Annotated in this window: 14 protein-coding genes and 1 pseudogene; 12 read left to right on the top strand and 3 right to left on the bottom strand. The window is 62.2% G+C overall.

Going from position 1 to position 20681, the window contains the following annotated elements; all coding sequences use genetic code 11:
- Positions 1-57: 57 nt before the first annotated feature.
- Positions 58-1563, bottom strand: a complete 1506-nt coding sequence (locus tag NKH78_RS03585) for a UxaA family hydrolase (RefSeq protein ID WP_352737531.1) — start codon at positions 1561-1563, stop codon at positions 58-60.
- A gap of 256 nt (positions 1564-1819) precedes the next feature.
- On the opposite strand from NKH78_RS03585, the gene NKH78_RS03580 reads away from it, so the two are divergent.
- The 7 genes from NKH78_RS03580 to NKH78_RS03550 all read left to right on the top strand — a co-directional run bounded on the left by NKH78_RS03580 (position 1820) and on the right by NKH78_RS03550 (position 8051).
- Positions 1820-2722: a GntR family transcriptional regulator gene (locus NKH78_RS03580; RefSeq protein WP_352476364.1), complete on the top strand. Its 903-nt coding sequence runs from the start codon at positions 1820-1822 to the stop codon at positions 2720-2722.
- Between the two features lie 119 nt (positions 2723-2841).
- A complete protein-coding gene (locus tag NKH78_RS03575) occupies positions 2842-3198 on the top strand; it encodes a DUF2946 family protein (protein ID WP_352691120.1) in 357 nt (118 codons plus the stop codon).
- A gap of 99 nt (positions 3199-3297) precedes the next feature.
- On the top strand, positions 3298-3834 hold the full coding sequence (locus tag NKH78_RS03570; protein ID WP_352691119.1) for a copper chaperone PCu(A)C: 537 nt from the start codon (positions 3298-3300) through the stop codon (positions 3832-3834).
- Between the two features lie 25 nt (positions 3835-3859).
- Entirely contained in the window at positions 3860-4378 is a 519-nt protein-coding gene (locus NKH78_RS03565) for a YcnI family copper-binding membrane protein (protein ID WP_352691117.1), read from the top strand.
- A 52-nt stretch (positions 4379-4430) separates the two neighbouring features.
- A complete protein-coding gene (locus tag NKH78_RS03560) occupies positions 4431-6068 on the top strand; it encodes a copper resistance CopC/CopD family protein (protein ID WP_352881935.1) in 1638 nt (545 codons plus the stop codon).
- A gap of 140 nt (positions 6069-6208) precedes the next feature.
- Positions 6209-7633: an NADP-dependent phosphogluconate dehydrogenase gene (gnd, locus tag NKH78_RS03555; RefSeq protein WP_352539438.1), complete on the top strand. Its 1425-nt coding sequence runs from the start codon at positions 6209-6211 to the stop codon at positions 7631-7633.
- Positions 7634-7820: 187 nt separating this feature from the next.
- Positions 7821-8051: a hypothetical protein gene (locus NKH78_RS03550; RefSeq protein WP_095488311.1), complete on the top strand. Its 231-nt coding sequence runs from the start codon at positions 7821-7823 to the stop codon at positions 8049-8051.
- A gap of 260 nt (positions 8052-8311) precedes the next feature.
- Here the strand turns inward: NKH78_RS03550 and NKH78_RS03545 are convergent, their stop codons facing one another.
- Entirely contained in the window at positions 8312-13690 is a 5379-nt protein-coding gene (locus NKH78_RS03545) for an NACHT domain-containing protein (RefSeq protein WP_352881930.1), read from the bottom strand.
- A gap of 436 nt (positions 13691-14126) precedes the next feature.
- Positions 14127-15176 (bottom strand): LacI family transcriptional regulator, encoded by a 1050-nt coding sequence (locus NKH78_RS03540; protein ID WP_352881927.1) that lies wholly within the window; start codon positions 15174-15176, stop codon positions 14127-14129.
- Between the two features lie 377 nt (positions 15177-15553).
- On the opposite strand from NKH78_RS03540, the gene NKH78_RS03535 reads away from it, so the two are divergent.
- The 5 genes and pseudogenes from NKH78_RS03535 to NKH78_RS03515 all read left to right on the top strand — a co-directional run bounded on the left by NKH78_RS03535 (position 15554) and on the right by NKH78_RS03515 (position 20672).
- On the top strand, positions 15554-16792 hold the full coding sequence (locus tag NKH78_RS03535; RefSeq protein WP_352881924.1) for an ABC transporter substrate-binding protein: 1239 nt from the start codon (positions 15554-15556) through the stop codon (positions 16790-16792).
- Between the two features lie 107 nt (positions 16793-16899).
- Entirely contained in the window at positions 16900-17793 is an 894-nt protein-coding gene (locus tag NKH78_RS03530) for a carbohydrate ABC transporter permease (RefSeq protein WP_352881921.1), read from the top strand.
- A gap of 46 nt (positions 17794-17839) precedes the next feature.
- Positions 17840-18715: pseudogene (locus NKH78_RS03525) on the top strand (carbohydrate ABC transporter permease); the annotation flags it as partial.
- Positions 18716-18720: 5 nt separating this feature from the next.
- Positions 18721-19851, top strand: coding sequence for an ABC transporter ATP-binding protein (locus NKH78_RS03520; RefSeq protein WP_352881918.1), 1131 nt, complete (start codon positions 18721-18723; stop codon positions 19849-19851).
- Positions 19852-19925: 74 nt separating this feature from the next.
- Positions 19926-20672, top strand: coding sequence for a sugar phosphate isomerase/epimerase family protein (locus NKH78_RS03515; RefSeq protein WP_352506633.1), 747 nt, complete (start codon positions 19926-19928; stop codon positions 20670-20672).
- Positions 20673-20681 lie beyond the last annotated feature (9 nt).

The raw sequence follows: 20681 nt of genomic DNA, 5'->3' as shown, positions 1-20681 counted from the left end.
GGAACTGTGACGCCTGGCGATCACGTCCGGTGTTCGCGACTATTGTGCATGTCCGGCTTAGAGCGTCGCTCCGAGATGCCAAGGCACGAACTCGTTGTCACCGTAGCCGAACTCTTCGCTCTTGGTCTTGCGGCCCGAAGCCGTCTCGACGATCAGTTCGAAGATCTCGCGGCCCATGCCGGCGATGGTCTTTTCGCCCGAGGCGATGACGCCGCAATTCACGTCCATGTCCTCTTCCATCGTGTGATACATGGTCGAGTTGCTGGCGACCTTGATCGACGGCGTCGGCCGGCAGCCGAAGCAGGAGCCGCGGCCGGTAGTGAAGACGATGACGTTGGCGCCGCCCGCCACCTGGCCGGTGGCCGAGACCGGGTCGTAGCCGGGCGTGTCCATGAACACCAGCCCGTGCCCGGTGACCTTCTCGGCATAGCCGAAGACGCCGTTGAGCGGCGTCTGGCCGCCCTTGGCGACCGCGCCGAGCGACTTTTCCAGGATGGTGGTCAGGCCGCCGCGCTTGTTGCCCGGTGAGGGATTGTTGTCGATGGATGCGCCATGCTTGGCGACGTGGTCTTCCCACCATTTCACATAACCGTCGAGCTTGGCGGCGATCTCAGGGGTTGCGGCGCGATAGGCGAGCAGGTGCTCGGCGCCGTAGATCTCCGTCGTTTCGGAGAGGATGCCGATGCCGCCGACGCCGGCCAGGATGTCGACGGCGGCACCCAGCGCCGGATTGGCGGTGATGCCGGACATACCGTCGGAGCCGCCGCATTGCAGGCCGACGACGATCTCGCTGACCGGGATCGGCTCGCGCTGAAGCTTGCCGACCTCTTCGGCGATCTCGGCCAGCACGACCAGCGCCTTCTCGACCGATTTGCGCGAGCCGCCGGCTTCCTGGATGTTGAAATGACGTTTTCCCGCGGCAACGCCCTTCTGGCCATAGAGGGTGAGCTGGTTGACCTCGCAGCCGAGCCCGACCATCAGCACGCCGCCGAAATTCGGATGACGGGCATAGCCGGCCAGCGTGCGATGCAGCACCATCATGCCGTCGCCGGTGGCGCTCATGCCGCAGCCCTGGCCGTGGACGATCGGGACGAAGCCGTCGATGCCGGGATATTGCGGCAGAAGCGTGCGGTTCGCCGCGTCAGCGATGGCGTGGCAGACGGTTGCCGAGCAATTGACGCTGGCCAGAATGCCGACGAAGTTGCGCGTGCCGGCGCGGCCGTCGGCGCGGCGGTAGCCCATGAAGGTGCGGGCGCGGTCGGCCTCGGTCGCATGCACTGCCTCGCTCGGCGGCACCACCGGCAAACGCCCGCTTTCGAAGACCAGATTGTGCGAATGGACATGCTCGCCGGGCGCGATGTCCTGCGTGGCGCGGCCGATCGCCTGGGCGTATTTGACCACGGCTTCGCCAGCCGCAATCGGCTTGATCGCCACTTTGTGGCCCGGCTCGATCAGCGCGGCGGCGACGGCGCCGCCCGGCAGCACGGTGCCGATCTCGATGCGGCCATTGGCGACCGCGACATTGTCGGCGGGAGACAGAAGAATGCTGTTTGCGGCGTTCACGGGAGCTTCCTGGGTGTGTTCCTGGGTGCGCGAGCGGATTGACACGCGGCTCTTAACATATAATGTCTTTTATCGTGAAAAAACATTTTTGCGTCAATTGTTTTTTCGCCAGAGCGCGACGCGTCTTTTGGATGCGAGAAGTAGGCTCTACAACCAAGACTAGCGTTGCGCATGGTATTTTGCGAAGCGATTCCGATTTCATGCGCGCGAAACGCTTCAATCCGGCCGCAATCGCCAATGCGCCACGGGGCAGGGGATGTCGAAGAGCAACAACGTTTACAAGGACGCTTATAATCGCGGTCTGAGGCTGCTCGACGAAACCAGGAGCCTGCCTTCGGAGCCGGAGCTGGGTACGCTGCTCGGCGTCAGCCGCACGACGGTCCGCACTATCCTTGCGCGCATGGAAGAGACCGGGCTGATAGACTGGAACAAGCGCAGCAAGACGGTTCTGCGCGAGCCGCGGCCGGATGATTTCTTCCCCGAGGAAGAAACCGACACGCTGGCCGAGATCATCGAGCGTTCCTTCATGCGGCGGCTGCTTGCCAGCGGTGCCGAAGCCGGAATGCAGATCAACGAGCTCGAGCTGGCGCGAGAGATCGGCGTCGGCACCACCAGCGTGCGCGAATTCCTGATCCGCTTCTCGCGCTTTGGCCTGATCGAGAAGCGCCGCAACAGCCACTGGGTGCTGAAAGGCTTTACCCGCGCCTTCGCGCTGGAGTTGACCGAGATCCGCGAAATGTTCGAACTGCGCTCGGCCGCAGCCTTTGCCGCTCTGCCCGAGGACAGCCCGGTGTGGGCCGACCTCGACCGCCTGGAGGACGAGCATCGCCTGCTGGCGCGCGAGATCGCCGTGCGGTTCAACGAATTCTCCGAGCTCGACGAGCGCTTTCACCGGCTTATCCACCGGGCGTCGCACAACCGCTTCATTGTCGATTTCTACGACGTCATCGCCATGATCTTCCACTACCACTACCAGTGGAACAAGGCGCAGGAGCGCGAGCGCAACGAAGTCGCGGTCCAGGAGCATCTCGCCTATATCGCCGCGCTCAAATCGCGCGATCTCGCCAAGGTCGACGCCGCCTGCCGCAAGCACCTGAAATCGGCCCGCCACACGCTGCTGACGTCCATTCCCGAGGGCAGGCAGCCGCAACGCGCGTGATTGTGTTGCGTTGCCGCAGCAACGTTTTGGCGATTTTCCGGCCGCCGGCTCCGTGCTAGAGAACTGACGTTGCTGCGTGAAGAGGCTGGTTCTTGACCATACGCCGGAGACGATGGAGCATGCCGGTCGCGTTCGCCGCGGCGTGGCTTTTCGTGCTCCAGTCGATGTTCGGCGCGTTTGCTTCAGGCGGCGAGCCGAACGCCTCGCAATTCGATGCTTTCGGCAACACGATCTGCACCCATGACGGTGCGGCGCAACTCCCCGCCGGCGATCCGCATCATCAGCACATGCCGGCTTGCTGCATGCTTGGCTGCAACCTCGTTTCGGCGGTCTACGCGCCGCCCGATGCCGCCGGGAGCCTGGCTCGCAGCCTCTCCGTCGAAACCATCGCCTTTTTCCTGCCGGCCTTCCGGCATCGCGATTTCGCCCGCGCCCGCACTCCGTCCAATCCGCGCGCACCACCGGCGACGGCCTGATCCGTTCTGGTTCGCGCCGCGCAACCCTTTGCCGGCGCGTTTATCGACATCGTTCGCGACCGGCCGTCGGCGCGGTCCCTTAAAGTCCACGGAGCAATCATGTCTCACTCTTTTCGCGCCGCCGCATCCAGCCGCAGGCGCTTCGCACTGGGTCGTTTCGAGCAGCGTCTCGGCATCGCCCTTTGCGTTCTTGCCCTCCTGTTCGCCAGCGCCCAGACGGTGTTGGCACACGAGTTCAAGCTTGGCGATCTCGAGATCGGGCACCCCTGGTCGCGCGCCACGCCAGCCGGCGCCAAGGTAGCCGGCGGCTACTTCACGATCACCAACACCGGCAGTGCGCCGGATCGCCTGCTGTCGATCACCTCCGACATTTCGGCCAAGGCCGAACTGCACGAGATGGGCGTCAGCAATGGCGTCATGACCATGCGGCCGGTCACAGGCGGCCTCGAAATCCCGGCTGGCGGCAAGGTCGCATTGGCGCCTAACGGCTATCATTTGATGTTCATGGATTTGAAGCGGCAGCCCAAGGAGGGCGAAATGTTTTCCGCAACACTGACCTTCGAAAAAGCCGGGCCCGTGCAGATTGAATTCGCCGTGCAAGGCATCGGCAGCGCGGCGCCGCAGGACGACCACTGACTTGGCCGCTTCGAGAGGTACCATCATGAAGAAATCTCTTTTGCCCGGCTGCGTGCTTCTTATCCTCGGGACCGGCGCGGCCTTTGCCCACATCACGCTCGAAACGCCGGAGGCGGCGGTGGGCTCGACCTACAAGGCGGTTCTTCGGGTGCCGCATGGCTGCGAGGGCAAGGCGACGACCGCCGTGCGCGTGCAGATCCCGGAAGGGGTGCTCTCGGTCAAACCGATGCCGAAGCCGGGTTGGACGCTGCAGGTCAAGAACGGCAAATACGAGAAGTCCTACCAGCTCTACGGCCAGGCAGTGACCAGCGGCGTCAAGGAGATCGACTGGAGCGCCGGCAGCCTGCCGGACGAATTCTACGACGAATTCGTCTTTCGCGCGACACTGGCATCCGACCTGCCGGCAGGCCAGATGCTGCATTTTCCGGTGGTACAGGAATGTGACGGCGTTGCCGATCGCTGGATCGAGATTCCGGCGGCCGGGCAGGCTGAGGATGCGCTGGAATTTCCGGCGCCCGGCCTCAAGCTGCTGCCGAAGAAGTGAGCTCCGGCGGCGCGCTTTGGCGGATGGGCGCGCCGCTGCTCTTGGCGGTGATATGAGCGCGCCATCCTTCCTGCGGCAAGCTTGCATGGCCGGCAACTGTTCTGGCCGGCTTGTGGCTGGCCTGCTGGCCGCCATCGTGCTGCTCGCCGTAATCGCCATGCCTGATCCCGCCTTCGCCCATGCAGCGCTGATCAAGGCCGAGCCGGCTGACGGTGCGGTGCTGGCGCAGAGCCCGTCGCAGATGTCGCTGACCTTCAGCGAGCCGGTTTCGCCGCTGGTGCTGACGCTGGTGCGGCCCGACGGCACGTCGATCCCGCTGAGCTCTTTCCGGCTCAGCGGCCAGGCCGTCGAGATCGACAATCCGCAGGCGCTGACATCCGGCACGCATGTGCTGAGCTGGCGGGTAATCTCCGCCGACGGGCATCCGGTCGGCGGCTCGGTGCTGTTCTCGGTCGGCACACCGAGTGCCGCGCCGGCCGCCTCCGATGCCGTTGACCGGGGGCTTCGAACGGCGATCTGGATCGGCAAGGTTTTTCTGTATGTCGGCCTGTTTTTCGGGGTCGGCGGTGCCTTTGCGCAGGCCTGGCTGGCGCAAGGCGGCCGATCAGGCCAGAACATGATCGTCGCTGCGATCCTGTGCGGCCTGGCCGCCGCACCGCTGTCGCTTGGTTTCCAGGGCCTGGATGCGCTTGGCGCACCGCTGGCCCGGCTGGCGCAGCCGATCATTTGGCAGACCGGGCTCGGCACCAGCTTCGGCTGGACGGTGCTGATCGCGCTGATGGCGCTCGGCCTTGGCCTGTTATCGCTGGTCGTGCCGCCCGCCGGCGCAAAGCCGCTCGCCTTGGCCGGGCTGGTTGGCGTTGGCGCAGCACTTGCCGCCAGCGGGCATGCCGGTGCTGCCGAGCCGCAATGGCTGACCAGGCCGATGGTGTTCCTGCACGGCGCAGCCATCGCCGTCTGGGCCGGGGCGCTGGCGCCGCTCGGTCTTGCCTTGAAACGGCAGCCGGCCAAAGCCGGGCCGTTGCTGCGCCGGTTTTCGCGAGCGATCCTGTTCGTCGTGGCCGTGCTTGCGGCAGCCGGCATCGTGCTCGCCGCTATCCAGGTGCAGACGCTGCCGGCGCTGGTCCACACCGCTTATGGCCGGCTGCTGCTGATCAAGCTGGTGCTGCTCGTCTTTCTGTTCACGCTTGCCGCCGTCAACCGCTTTAAGCTCACGGCCCCGGCCGAGGCAGGAAATACCGAGGTCCAGAGGCGGCTGGCCCGCTCGATCGCCATCGAGGTGCTGATCGTGGTGGCGATCTTCGGCGTTGCCTCCGGCTGGCGCTTCACGCCACCGCCGCGCGCGCTGGCTATCGCCGCCGCACAGCCGGCATCGGTGCATATCCACACGCTGCAAGCGATGGCCGACCTCAGCATTGCGCCCGGCCACGCCGGGCCTGTTGCCGCTTCGATCTTCGTCATGACCGGCGATTTCGGCCCGCTCGACGCCAAGCAGGTGACGCTGGTGCTGTCAAAGCCCGATTCCGGCATCGAGCCCATCAAGCGCCCGGCGACGAAGCCCGGCGACGGCACCTGGCGCGTCGACGATCTCGTCATTCCGGTCGCCGGCCGGTGGACGGCGCGGCTCGATATCCTGGTCTCGGATTTCGAGATGGTGAAGATAGAGGCGCCGATCGACATAAGGCCGTGACGAGAGCGCTGGTCCACGCAAGACAATTCGGCGAGGCGGTTGACGCGGCCGCGAACCCCCGTCAATCATCGCCATCAAGAATGGGCGTCCAACCCAATCGCGGGCTCAAACCAACAAGATCCGAAAGCAGGGAAGAAACGATGGAAAAAGCCGAAATAGGCCTGATCGGCCTTGGCACGATGGGTTCCAACCTGGCGCTCAATATCGCCGAGAAGGGGCACCGCATCGCCGTCTTCAATCGTACCGCGGCGCGCACCGATGCCTTTGTCGAAAATGCCGGCGCGCTCAGGGATAGGGTTGTGCCCTGCTATAGCCTCGAGGAACTGGCCGCCGCGATCCGGCCGCCGCGGCCGATCATCATCATGGTGCTGGCCGGCAAACCGGTCGACGAGCAGATCGCGGCATTGCGCGGCGTGCTGTCGGCCAACGACATCGTCATCGATGCCGGCAATGCCAATTTCCGCGATACGATGCGGCGCTTCTCCGAGCTTACCGATTCAGGCCTGACCTTCATCGGCATGGGCGTGTCAGGCGGCGAGGAGGGCGCACGCCACGGTCCCTCGATCATGGTCGGCGGCACCGAAGAGTCCTGGAAGCGCGTCGAAAAGGTGCTGACCGCCATCTCGGCCAAGTTCAAGGGCGAGCCTTGCGCGGCGTGGCTCGGCACCGACGGCGCCGGGCACTTCGTCAAGACCATCCACAACGGCATCGAGTATGCCGACATGCAGATGATCGCCGAGATCTACGGCATATTGCGCGACGGGCTCGGCATGGGGCCGAAGGAGATCGCTGAGGTGTTTTCCCAGTGGAACACGGGCCGGCTCAACTCGTACCTGATCGAGATCACCGCCAAGGTGCTTGCCGCCGACGATCCCAAGACCGGCAAGCCGGTGGTCGACATCATCCTCGACCGCGCCGGCCAGAAGGGCACCGGCAAATGGTCGGTGATCGAGGCGCAGCAGCTCGGCATCCCGGCCACCGCGATCGAGGCGGCGGTGGCGGCACGCGTACTGTCGTCGATCAAGGACGAGCGGCTTGCCGCCGAAAAGGTCTATGGCGGCGGCGTGAGCAAGATTTCCGGCGACAGGGACGCCCTGCTCGGCGATCTCGAACTGGCGCTGTTTGCCGGCAAGATCGCCGCCTACGCGCAAGGCTTCGCGGTGATGAGCGGCGCGTCGAAGGAATTCAACTGGAACCTGCCGATGCCGGTAATCGCCAAGATCTGGCGGGCCGGCTGCATCATCCGCTCGCAATTGCTGGATACGATGGCGGAGGCCTTCGGCGCCGGCGGCGCGGCCACCAACCTGTTGATGGCGCCGGCTTTCGTCTCGTTGATGCAGGAGGCACATCCGTCGCTTCGCCGTGTCGTGGCAAGGGCGGCCGAAGCCGGCTCGCCGGTGCCGGCCCTGTCATCGGCGCTTGCCTATTTCGACAGCTACCGGCAGGGCCGCGGCACCTCGAACCTGATCCAGGCGCAGCGCGATTTCTTCGGCGCGCACGGCTTCGAGCGCATCGACGGGCAGGGCGCTTTCCATGGCCCATGGGGGAGCGGAGCGGGCGGCTAGCGCCGCGACTTGGACCTAGAGTCCAATTTTGCGGTTGTCAGAAGGCAGATATCTCCAGCCACCAACTGGGTGTCGGTTCGCGCCAGGAACCTGCTATGCCGGTAGAGACGATTGACGGCCTCATCGGTATCGGCGGAGCCGCGAATCTGTGGTAAGCCGCCGCTCAACCAACCAAAGGACGACACCTGTGAGCGAACCGACCGTGGCCCAGGCGACCGAAAGTATCTATGCATCGCTCCGGGCGGACAATGCCGACATCGACGCACATATCGCGACCCTTAAAGCGGCGCTGACACGAGAAGGGATAAAACAGGCGGTGTTCGATCCGACCAAGTTGGCGCAGAACAACCGCTCGGGGCGCAAGTTGATGCAGGCCTATTTTCGGCAGCGCGGCGTGAGCGTGAGGTTTTCGGACTAGTAGAGCCGCGCGCGGGTGATCTCAAGCGTGCCGTTTCTCGGGCCGGTCCGGCGGTTCGCCATCTGGACGTCGGGACTGCGCCTCATGGCGGCCGTTAAGTATGTCCCTATAGCCTCCCCATAAGCGGACATCCAAACGCACCGCTGAAGCGGCATCTAGGAGCCAAAGGCATGGAGTTGCCAGCTCGTCGCCACATTGGCTGCTGCTCAAAACTTCGAGAATGCTGGGTATTTCTTACCACGTGGAGAAACGAGAGGCGACTAGCCAATTGTTATCGGATCCGAGGATCGGGCCTGCACTCCCTTGAATGCCTCGGTTTGTTCAAGTCCAGCGCTTCTCCGATCGCCAAGGTCGATCAACGCGTCGAGAATCCGCAGCAGCCCCTGAGCCTGATCGGGCCGCAGTGGGAAATTGGCGTCGGCGAGCCGTTGCACCGCCGCTGCCGTTCGCGCCGGAAGGCTGGTCCCCACCCAGTTCCCCTTTGCGTTGTCCAATTTTGCGAGTGCCGCGCTGACCTGTTCGATGAAATGGTCGAGCGGGTACGCGGTCCCGGCGCGCTGACATAGTAGCAGAAACTTCGACATGACGAAGGTTGACCATCCCGTGGCCATCACCAAGCTAGTGACCGTCGGCATGAGCAGACCGATCTCGGACCAATCGCCATTTACGAAGCGGGCGGCTCCGGTAGCCCGTTCGACATTGACCATTAGGAGGGCCTCGATGAGCTTCTGCATATCGTGACCGGAGACTTCTCCTGCACGGTATCCGCCCGGCCGAAACGTGCTGTCGGCGATTACGTGATCGACGCAGAGCCGCAGCAACTCAAAAGTACCGGCGGGTATCGTTGCAGCGTCCAGAACGTGGCGCGTGACCAACCTGTCAGTGAATGCGGCGATAACATCAAGTTCGTCGTCATCGTGGTTCTGCAAGAAGGGCGCAAGAAGCTCCTTCACGAGGGCAAGATCGAAGAATGGTGCTGCACGCACCAATACATCGCCCAGCGCATCGTTCCAGCCAAGCAGATCGGTGGTACGGTCGCGCCGCCTTCCCGTGCTTCCCGGCGGGTTCATGCGCAGCACCGTCCAGTTGACGAGGCTTCGAATCAACGCAAGCACGAGCGGCTTTATCTCATCTGAAGCACACCACTTCTCGATCGGAAAATTCTCGAGGTGTTTCTTGGCCCGTTGCGGATCAAACAGCGGATCAGGTTCGGTCCATCTGCCGTCATTGTCAGCATCATCGTCGTCGTCCGAAGCTGACGCCAACTGTACCCAAGCGGGCGGCAACGGAGCAAAAGGTTCAAACTTCTTTGACTTGAGTCCCCTGAGGGCTCGATCAATCACCGTTTTCACTGCCTTTTTTGCCGCACGGCTGTCCCGCTCGCCGTCCTGACTTATCGCCGGTCGGTAGAAGCGCGCCCTTTCCAGCGCAAGTTGAGCCGCGACCCACGACACATGGGCATCGGGGTCGGCAAGTAGCGCTGTCAAGGTGAAGTCTGCAGCCTCCTCGTGCGGGTGAGCCACCATCCAGACCAATCGTCGCGCAGGCTCGAGATCAGACGGATTGGTGCGCCGCAGGTGAAGCAATGCGAAGATCAATTGCAGCACAGGATGCCAAGCGATTTTCGAGCCGTAGAAAAATCCCGCAGGCTCCTTCATCCCCTCGATCCGCGCCAGTACATTCATCGCCCATTTGTAGTCGTCGGACGCGGCGTCGCCGAAACAGATGACACATGCAGCGACGGCCGCGACCACGCTTTGGGCCGTATGGGCTTCGACATCCAAGCGCTCCGCAAAGAGCGTCGGGTGGTCCAGCGGGCGAGCAAGCGCGACCGCATCGGCCAACGTCTTGTCGGGAGCGAGCGCGAAAGCGCGCAATGATTTCATCGCCCACGCCAGGATGCTATTTTGCTGCAAATACACGCCCGCTGCCTCGCCGCGCTGAATAGTCTCGGGGGAAAGCGGGGCATGATAGGCAACTATGATCTGTTCATCTGGCGTGCGATATCCTTGATAATTTTCGACGATGGCAAGCTCCGCATATTCTTCCGCCTGCTTGGTGAGAGCCGCCTTCGCTGCCGGATTTGAGCGCTGCTCCTCCAGCTCGTAGGGGAGATCAGTCAAAAAATCGGCCAATGCCTGCCTAAACCGTTCGGTGAGCGCATCGTCGCCATTCACCGCGAACTGCATGGCGAGCTGCTTCACGTCGCGGAACCGGCTCAGCCGCTTATCCAGGTAGTCCTGGGCGACCTTCTTGTCGCCGGTTAGCTGATTAATCAGTCCCAGTCCAAACAGGTCGATGTTTCGCGTCGGTTCTTGGCGCACACGCGCAGTATCGAAAGGCCAAAGACGTTGGCATGCCACTAGAGCAAGAGTGACTTCGGATATATGAAGCGTCTCCAACGCCAAGCGAAGCGCTAGGCCCAGGGCGGCGATCGCCTCGTTGCCCTGCACGATTAGCTGGATCATCTCGTCAACGGGTCGGCCGCTTTCGATTTGATGGAAGGCCCAATAGCTCATGGCCAGAAAGGCGCATTCAAGCGGCTGCGCACCGAGCTGGCCAAGCTGCCAATTATAAGCGGTCCAATCGCCCCAAAACTGCTGCTCGCCCCATGGAAAGACAATTGTCACCGGAATCGGGGTACCATGTTGATGACGGGTGATGTTTGCGATCTGTCGCCAGCCGGTCGTTGCGTGGTTGGAGAGATCCCGAACCAGTTCGAGTGCAACTTCCGGCTTCTTGGCGAAGAGGCTGGCGAAGGGCTCATGCGCCGCTGAGACCGGATAGTAGAAGTTGTGATGTCGGTCGATCCCGATTTCCTCACGACCATAGCCATCATAGCTGTGCGGGATATGGAAGTACGGATGTTCTAACGCCTGCCTTTCATTGTCAGTGCGCTCGCTTTCCGGCTTGTTCCGGATTCGTTTTATCCGCTCGACCCTTTCCCGCTGTTCGCGCTTCTCGCGGTCAATGTGATCCTGCGGCAGCTCCTGCTGCAGCTCTGCCTTGGTGACGGCCGCCAATCGTTCGGGCGACACCTCTGCCATCATCCAGGCAAGCGCCATAAAATCCGAATACTCCTCGCCGCGCATTCGCTCGTTGGTCAACGCCCGGTCGAAAAGCGCATTGGCGTATTCAGGAAACGCGCGCGCGGCCCGAAGGACGACGATCCGCAGCGCCGTGGCAAACTGCTTTTGCGCGTCGCGGCCAAGCTCGTCCCACGGGCCGCGCTCGAATACCAGTCTGTCCGAATAAGCAGCTTTCTCAAATTCGATCAGCCAGTCGGCGCAGGTGGCGACGATCGCTTTCGACCGCGCCGTACGGAAATCCGAAAGGGCGTTCTGCCAAACGGAGAATACTTCGACAACCCTGGGGAGGAGCCTGACGGGTAGTTTAGCTGCGAGCGGCAGGAGCCAGTCAAGAAAACGCCCCCAGCTTGTGAAGTCAGAGGGCCAACTCAGGAGCTCGGCAAGACCCACCTGATCGAGCCCTGATTGACCCGGCGAGGCTTGGGCAAGGACAATCGGGCTCGGAATTGTGTGTTGGGCTTGGAACCAGACCAAGAGCTTTTCGAGCAACGCATAGTCGTTGGCCGTCACAAGTTCAGCGAATTCCTTCTGTCTATTGACGAATGCGCTTGTAAACGGTGGTGCGGTTAGCCATTCCCGACGCCATTGGGGCCGAAGCGTCGATCCATCGAGGGCGGCGTAGCTGGCCGACCACTTGCCCGGCTCGGCGATAGAATGCTGGGCCAAAAGGCCGACAACGCGGCCGAGTAGCGGGGGCTCGCCAGCCTTCGCCAGCCCTTCGATCCACGTGTCGCCAAGGTCGATGAGAAGGCGGAAGAACGTCCACTCAAAGAATATGTCGTGCGTAAACGAATATGAGGCGTCGCCATTGTTTCCACGCACAAGCAGGTCGCTCTTCATCGCCGCGATGTGCTCGAACGTGGGTGGTGCCAGCGAGCGGGCCGTGACGTTCTTCCCAAGGTTGGCGACTCCTTTTTCCGCGATATCGAGCAGCGCGCGTTGCCGCTGCGGCACGACCTCCACCGGGGCATCGTGTCCTGCTCGGGCCCACCAAGCGTTGATGAGATCGACCTCTGTCTGGGGTTCGGTCGTCCCATCGCTAAAGTTGCGGGCAAGCACCGCAGCGAAGAACGGACGCCGCGCAATCGCCTTCACTGACGGCGTGCCCATCAAAAGGTGACGAAGACCAGGTTTTTCCTTCGCCAGGGCCTCAGCTTCGTCGTCGTTGAACGGCTCGACCTGAAAGTCACCAATCTGAGTGCCGCTATAGAAGCTTGCTGGAAACCAAGCGCGATATGTTTCAAGACCTTGGTCGCGTGATGTGGCCAGAACCCGCCAGTTGCTGAGGCCAGGGTTAGATTCGATCACATTAAGTATGTCGAGAATGATCCGCTTTTGGTCGGGGTTGATGCGATCAATTCCATCAATGTAGAGCGTAGCCGTGCCGGTTGCGCTGATCTCTGCGAGGAGGTCATCAAGCTTTCGATGTCTGAGGCCCAGCGCTGCCGCAAACTCCACCCAGCTCTTCCCGGTCAGCCGGTCCGACTTCAGGAATAGGATCGGCCCGCGCTGCCCGGCCTCTGTGGCTACCCGTTTGAGCATGACAGATTTGCCGCACCCCGGGAGGCCGCTGATGTTCACGACACGGCTGACGCCAAGGCGCTCACATACGTCTTGTTGAAGAGCAGCCCGGTCAACCTCGAATCCGTCGATGGTCTCGGCAATTTCGTTGAGACCATCAGTGGAGAACTGAACAAGGGTGTCGACGTCGTCGCGGAAGCTCGGCGAAACCTTGAGCCGGACGACCCCGCGAAGTTGCGCGAGCAGGGTAGCGCGGGTCCATTTACGGGCTGTGCCGGCGCCATCGCGAACAATGCGGCAGAGGCGATCAAAAAGCAGAACCTCCTGCCCATCCTCGTTGCTCGCAACAAGCTCTTGAAGACGGTTTGTGATCTCCGCCCAAACGATGCCGGTCTCGTCGAGGCCGTTAAGTCGAGCGGCAACAAACTGTCGGTAGAAATTCCATTCGTCCTCGGCGCTGCTCGCCCTGACTAGCGGGGCCAGTTCGTCCCGAAGAGCACGTTCGGCGGCTGCGGCTGCGCCATCTTCCGCAAAGCGCCGATCAAAATCCGCAGGGGTGGGGCTACTTACGGCCCAACGGATGAGGCGGTTGAGCGACCGATGTCCTGCCTCAGCTACATTCTCAACGACGTAACCGCAAACGTCGCGATCGGCGTGAAAATTTGGAGTCTGCCGGGTCTCTCGCGCCCGGTTGAGGACGTCGCGGAAATCCTTGTTGGTAGCGGCCCCGCTCACCGTGATCGTTGACTTCACTTGAAGACCCAGGCTTCTTGGGCCGTCAGTATCTCGAAACTCGACAATAAGGTCATCCATCGGCTGGCCGTGGCCCGCCTGCTGGACTGCAACGCTGCTTACACTGCCGTGCTGAAGCATCGCCTTCTCACCGCGGAGAAGAGCCGCCAAATAATAGGCGACCACCTTGTCTTCGTAGGTGAAGCCAGCGCCACCGGTCAGTTCGGTGGATGTTGCCTGCTTTTTCTCCAGCGCTCCCTGCTGAGGAGCCTGTTTGTTCTTTGCCGATTTAGTCAAATCTGCCTCTAATCAAATCGTCAGCACTCGTCCGAGCCTGAAATGCGAGGGCCACACCCAACGAGCGCAATCCAAATTGGAGTAGAGTCTAGCCTGGCGCGAACAATGAAGGAACGGGTCTCGTGCTAGTGGTGCTTCTGCGACGCATAAAAAAGCTGGCTGAATGTCGCCGACTCCGGCCTCAGGCCCAACAACGGGGTCCGTTTGAGGCCAACCCTGGACACTGCCTCATGGGTTCGGTGTTCGCTTTTTCATGCCGCGAATACTAACAGCGGGCAGTCCGCTAATGGAAAGTCGCCGCCCCTGAGCGGTCCTTCCGCTACCGGCCCCAAGGCTGCCAGTCAGCAGCGCGCATTTTGCATTCAAGTGGAATCACTTGGCGTCGCAGAAGCTAAGACAAATAGATGGAGCCCAGTTCAATTTGAACGTATCCCGCTCACGCCGGGCGGCGATAGGCCTGGACTTCGCCCGGCTCGCTCAGGCTTTGCAGGGTGCCGGGTGCGGCGCCGCCGATCCAGCCCAGCACCGAGCGGGCGAGTTCGGCGCCGGCCAGTCGGAAGTTCTCGTTGACGACCAGCAATTCGCTGCGAAACAGGTGCAGAAGCTCCGACGATTGTTTGGACACCACATCGACATCGCGGCCAAGCTTGAGGCCGGCGTCTTCGATGCCGGCGACGATGGCGAGCGTCGCGGCGGCGGCGCTGCTGATGAAACCATCCGGGCGGTTTTCACGGCGCATCAGCTGCGCGGTCCGCATTCTGATCTGCTCGATCGAATGATCGATTGAAACGGTGTTGAACGGGATTTCGCTGGCGCCGACCTCGCTCAGCGCGTCGGCAAAGCCGGCGAGCGTGTGGCCGTGGTAAGTCAGCTCGACGGGCGGCGCCAGCAGAGCCAGCCGGCGGCGGCCGATGCCGGCCAGATGGCGCACTGCCTCGGCCGCGAAAGCGTAATTGTCGAAATCATGATAGGGGTGGATCAGCCCCATATCGGTGCGGCCATGCGTGGCAAAGGGAATGCCACGCTCCAGCATATAGCGGGCCCTCGGATCGTTCGGCTGCGTGCGCGAAATGATGACGCCGTCGGCTGAACCGGTTTCCACGAGATAACGGATCGGGTCCAACGGATCCTGCGAGCGCGAATAGGGCGTCACGATCAAATGATAGGGCGTATCGGCGATGACTTCCGAAACGCCGTAGATGATATCCGAGACAAAGCTCATGATCTCGTGCTCGGTGTTGAGCACCAGGCTGATGACATTGGTCTTGCCGGTCCGCAGGCGCACGCCGGCGCGGTTGGGCCGATAACCGATCTGCTTGGCGACAAGCTGGACGCGCCGCTTGGTCTCGGCGCCGATCTCGGGCGCGTCCTTCAACGCGCGCGACACGGTGGTGACGCCCAGCCCGGTCATGAAGGCGAGCGTCTTCAGTGTCGGCCGGCCCCGGCCCGACGCTTCGTCGGCCTTCTCTTTTTGATGCCTGTTCATTCATCCCGCCCCGTCAGGCGCATAGCAGTTGCCGGGCAGGCCGGCAATCGGCGGGCCTTCACCGAATGAGACCGCTATATACTGAAACGTTACAGATTGTCACTGCCGTCGCCTTATCACTGGTGACAGGCGCAAAATGAGCGGTACTTCGATCGGCCCAGAAAGAGCGCCCGGAACGGGCTTTTTCTCTTTTTGGGCGCCGCAGCATATACTTTTGCGATGCAACCTTCTCTTGTTGCGCTGCGGTAGGCTGGCGAGCCGAGTGATTTTGTTCGTGTTTCGAAAAAATTTGAGGGCGCCTTTGCCGGAGGGGTTGCGCGTCTGAAGCAATTGCCGTATCCAAAATCTGTAACGTTTCAGATTCTGGGAGGAACGAAATGCGATACCAACTCATGACTGCTGCGCTGGCAGCGACGGCCGCGTTGCAGTTCGCCGGCCCGGCGGCCGCGACGGATCTGGAAGTCACCCATTGGTGGACTTCGGGCGGTGAAGCGGCGGCGGTTGCCGAACTCGCCAAGGCTTTCGACGCGACGGGCAATCATTGGGTGGATGGCGCTATCGCCGGCTCCGGCGGCACGGCGCGGCCGATCATGATCAGCCGCATCACCGGCGGCGACCCGATGGGCGCGACCCAGTTCAATCACGGCCGGCAGGCGGAAGAATTGGTGCAGGCCGGGCTGATGCGCGACCTCACCGATCTCGCCACCAAGGAAAAGTGGACGGAAATCGTGCAGCCGAAGAGCCTGCTCGACGGCTGTACCCTCGACGGCAAGATCTATTGCGTGCCGGTCAATATCCACTCCTGGCAGTGGCTGTGGCTGTCGAATGCGGCCTTCAAAAAGGCCGGCGTGCCGGTGCCGAAGAACTGGAATGAATATGTCGCTGCGGCGCCCGCGCTTGAAAAAGCAGGCATCCAGCCGCTCGCGGTCGGCGGCCAGCCCTGGCAGGCCTCCGGCGCTTTCGACGTGCTGCTTGCGGCGGTCGGCGGCACCGACGCCTTCCTCAAGGTCTACAAGGACAAGGACGCCGAATTCGCCGCCGGGCCCGAAGTCGCCAAGGTCTTCAAGGCGGCGGACGACGCCCGCAAGATGGCGAAGAACACCAATGTGCAGGACTGGAACCAGGCCACCAATCTGGTCATCACCGGCAAGGCCGGCGGCCAGATCATGGGTGACTGGGCGCAGGGCGAGTTCCAGGTTGCCGGCCAGACCGCCGGCAAGGACTATACTTGCCTTCCGGGCCTCGGTCTCAACGAGGTCATCGCCACCGGCGGCGACGCTTTCTACTTCCCGCTGCTGAAGGACCCCGAAAAATCGAAGGCGCAGGAAGTGCTGGCCCACACGCTGCTCGATCCCAAGACGCAGGTCGCCTTCAATCTCAAGAAAGGTTCGCTGCCGGTGCGCGGCGACGTCGACCTCAAGGCGGCGAACGACTGCATGAAGAAGGGGCTCGAAATCCTCGCCAAAGGCAACGTCATACCTTGGACGGACCAACTGCTTTCGCAGGATACGCAGAAGCAGAAGGAGGATCTTTTCTCCGAGTTCTTCGCCAAGCAGGACATGACCGTGGAAGATGCGCAGAAGCGCTTCGCCGCCATCGTCGGTTCAGCCGATTGACGATCGACCAACTGCCCTCACTCCCGCCCCTGCGAGCGCAGGGTCGGGAGCTCGGGTCAAGGCCTCTTGACCCTCCGGCCCTTACCCGATCCAGCCCGGCTGTGCAGATGAGCAAGAGCGAACGCCCTAGCCAACTCTTTCGCAACCTCAATGCGAAAATCGCTTCGATCCCAATGATTTTCACCGCGCTGGTGATCTTTGTCGGCGGCACCCTCTGGACGGTGTTGTATTCCTTCACCAATTCCAAGCTGCTGCCGCGGCTGCACTTCGTCGGTCTCGACCAGTATTACCGGCTGTGGTCGGTGCCGCGCTGGCTGATCTCGATCGAGAACCTGCTGATCTACGGCGTGCTGTCGCTGGTGTTCTCGCTGGTCATCGGCTTCCTGCTTGCTGCCCTGCTCGACCAGAAGATTCGGTTCGAGGACACGTTCCGGACCATTTTCCTCTATCCCTTCGCCCTCTCCTTCATCGTCACCGGTCTCGTCTGGCAGTGGCTGCTCAACCCTGAATTCGGTGTCCAGGCAGTGGTGCGCAGCCTCGGCTGGACGAGCTTCAGCTTCAATCCGCTCTATGATTCCAGCATCGTCATCTACGGCATATTGATCGCCGCTCTCTGGCAAGGCACCGGGCTCATAATGTGTCTGATGCTAGCCGGTCTGCGCGGCATCGACGAGGATATCTGGAAGGCCGCGCGGGTGGATGGGATACCAACCTGGAAGACCTATCTGTTCATCATCATACCGATGATGCGGCCGGTCTTCATCACCACGCTCGTCATCGTCGCTTCCAACATCGTTCGCGTCTACGATCTTGTCGTCGCCCAGACCAGCGGCGGGCCCGGCATCGCTTCCGAAGTCCCGGCCAAATATGTCTATGATTACATGTTCTTCGCCCAGAACCTCGGCCAAGGGTTCGCCGCCTCGACCATGATGCTGCTGTCGGTGATCATCGTCATCGTGCCGTGGGCCTATCTCGAGTTCGGAGGCAAGAAGCGTGTCTGACCATACCGTTTCCTTGCCGGCCGGCCCCGGCACGCTCGAAGCGTACGGGCCGAGCGGACCGAAGCCGCGGCACGTGTTCTCGCGCCGCAACATCTTTCTCTACGGCACGCTCATCGTGGTGGCGCTCTACTATCTTTTGCCGCTCTACGTGATGGTGGTGACATCGCTCAAAGGCATGCCCGAGATACGCCTCGGCAACATCTTCTCGCCGCCGATGGAGATCACCTTCGAGCCTTGGGTCAAGGCCTGGTCGAGCGCCTGCACCGGGCTCAATTGCGACGGGCTCTCGCGTGGTTTCTGGAATTCGGTGCGCATCACCATTCCGTCGGTGATCCTGTCGATCGCGATCGCCTCGGTGAACGGTTATGCGCTTGCCAACTGGCGCTTCAAAGGGGCCGACACCTTCTTCATCATCCTGATCGTCGGCGCCTTCATCCCCTACCAGGTGATGATCTATCCGATCGTTATCATCCTGCGCGAGATCGGCCTCTACGGCAGCCTCAGCGGCCTGGTGATCGTCCATTCCATCTTCGGCATGCCGATCCTCACACTTTTGTTCCGCAACTACTTCTCTTCCATGCCGGAGGAGCTGTTCCGGGCGGCGCGCGTCGATGGCGCCGGCTTCTGGGGCATCTATTTCCGCATCATGCTGCCGATGTCGCTGCCGATCTTCGTCGTCGCCATCATCCTGCAGGTGACCGGCATCTGGAACGACTTCCTGTTCGGCGTCGTCTACACCCGTCCCGACACCTATCCGATGACGGTGCAGCTCAACAACATCGTCAACTCGGTGCAAGGCGTGAAGGAATACAACGTCAACATGGCAGCCACCATCCTGACCGGCCTGGTGCCGCTGATCGTCTATTTCCTGTCCGGAAAATTGTTTGTACGCGGCATCGCCGCCGGCGCGGTGAAAGGATGATGGCGATGAATGCAAACGGCAGCGTTGAGGTAAACGGCAGCAAGGGGGCAAACGGCACCAGCGTCTCGATCCAGAACCTGTCGCTGAATTTCGGCGCGATATCGGTGCTGCAGACGCTCAATCTCGATGTCGCGGAAGGCGAGTTCATCGTGCTGCTCGGCCCGTCCGGTTGCGGCAAGTCGACCTTGCTCAACTGCATTGCCGGGCTGCTCGACGTTTCCGAAGGCCGCATCTTCATCAAGGGCAAGAACGTCACCTGGGAAGAGCCCAAGGATCGCGGCATCGGCATGGTGTTCCAGTCCTACGCGCTCTATCCGCAGATGACGGTGGAGAAGAACCTGTCGTTTGGGCTGCGCGTTGCCGGCCTCGCCAAGGACGAGATTGCCAAGCGCATCGCCCGGGCCGCCGAAATCCTGCAGATCGAACCGCTCTTGCATCGCAAGCCGGCGGCCCTGTCCGGCGGCCAGCGCCAGCGTGTGGCGATCGGGCGCGCACTTGTGCGCGACGTCGACGTCTTCCTGTTCGACGAGCCGCTCTCCAACCTCGACGCCAAGCTGCGCGCGGAATTGCGCGTCGAGATCAAGCTGCTGCATCGCAAGCTCGAGAACACCATGATCTACGTCACCCACGACCAGATCGAGGCGATGACGCTGGCCGACCGCATCGCGGTGATGAAGGGCGGCGTCATCCAGCAGCTCGATGCACCGCAGACCATCTATAACCGGCCGGTCAACCGGTTTGTCGCTGGCTTCCTCGGCTCGCCGGCAATGAACTTCCTCGACGGCAGGCTGGAGCAGGCGGATGGCGACTGGCACTTCGTCGTCGAGGATGTGCGGATCCCGCTTGCCACCTATGCTTTCGAGAAGGACCCGGTGCCGGGGCCGGCCGTGTTCGGCATCCGCCCCGAGCACGTGGCGTTCAACAGTGGCACGGGATGGCCGTTCGCAGCCACGGCAAATGTCGAGGTCGTCGAGCCCATGGGTTCCGACACGCTGGTCTGGCTGAAGCTGGCCGGCCAGAATTTCACGGTACGGGTGACAGCCGAGCGTACGCCAAACAACGCGGAGGCGGTCGGCATCGGTTTCGACCCGATGCGGGCCTCGCTGTTCGACGCCGCCACAGGTAACCGCCTCTAGAGCCTGATTTTAGCCTCCCAAGACTTTTTTCATTCCCCCCAAGACTAACCATCCCCAAGAAACGGACAGAGACGATGAACTGGTCATTCCAACTTTACAGCGCGCGTAATTTCCAGCCCTGGGAGGGCGTGCTCAAAATGCTGGGCGAGCTTGGTTACAGCCAAGTCGAAGGGTTCGGTGGCGTCTATGACGATCCCAAGGCGTTCCGTGCCGAGCTCGACAAGAACGGCCTTGCCATGCCGACCGGGCATTTCTCGATCGACGCGCTCGAGAAGGATTTCGACGGCGTGCGCAGGACGGCCGATGCGCTCGGCATCACGCTGCTCATCTGCCCCTTCCTGAACGCCGAGTTCAGGCCGGCCGACGCGGCCGGCTGGCGCGGCTTCGGCGAACGCCTGGCCAAGGTCGGCGAGACGGCGAGGAAAGCCGGCTATGGTTTTGCCTGGCACAATCATGATTTCGAATTCAAGGCGCTCGCCGACGGCTCGGTGCCGCAGGACCATATCCTGTCCTCCGCGCCCGACATCGGCTGGGAGATGGATGTCGCCTGGGTGGTGCGGGGCGGCGTCGATCCGCTGCCCTGGATCGAGAAGCACGGCAAGCGCATCGTAGCCGTCCACGTCAAGGACTTGGCCAAGCCGGGCGAGGGCCTCGACGAGGACGGCTGGTCCGACGTCGGCCACGGCACCATCGACTGGCCCGGCCTGATCAAGGCGCTGCGCGCCAAAAGCGCTGCGAAATACTACGTCATGGAACAAGACAATCCCAACGACATCGAGCGCTTCGCCCGCCGCTCCATCGCAGCCGCCAAGACCTATTAGGAGCACATC

Origin of the sequence: Mesorhizobium sp. M0910 (assembly GCF_040319465.1) — a bacterium.
GTDB lineage: Bacteria > Pseudomonadota > Alphaproteobacteria > Rhizobiales > Rhizobiaceae > Mesorhizobium.
Note: the sequence above shows the minus strand (reverse complement) of the source record. Positions and strands in the feature narration are given on the sequence as shown.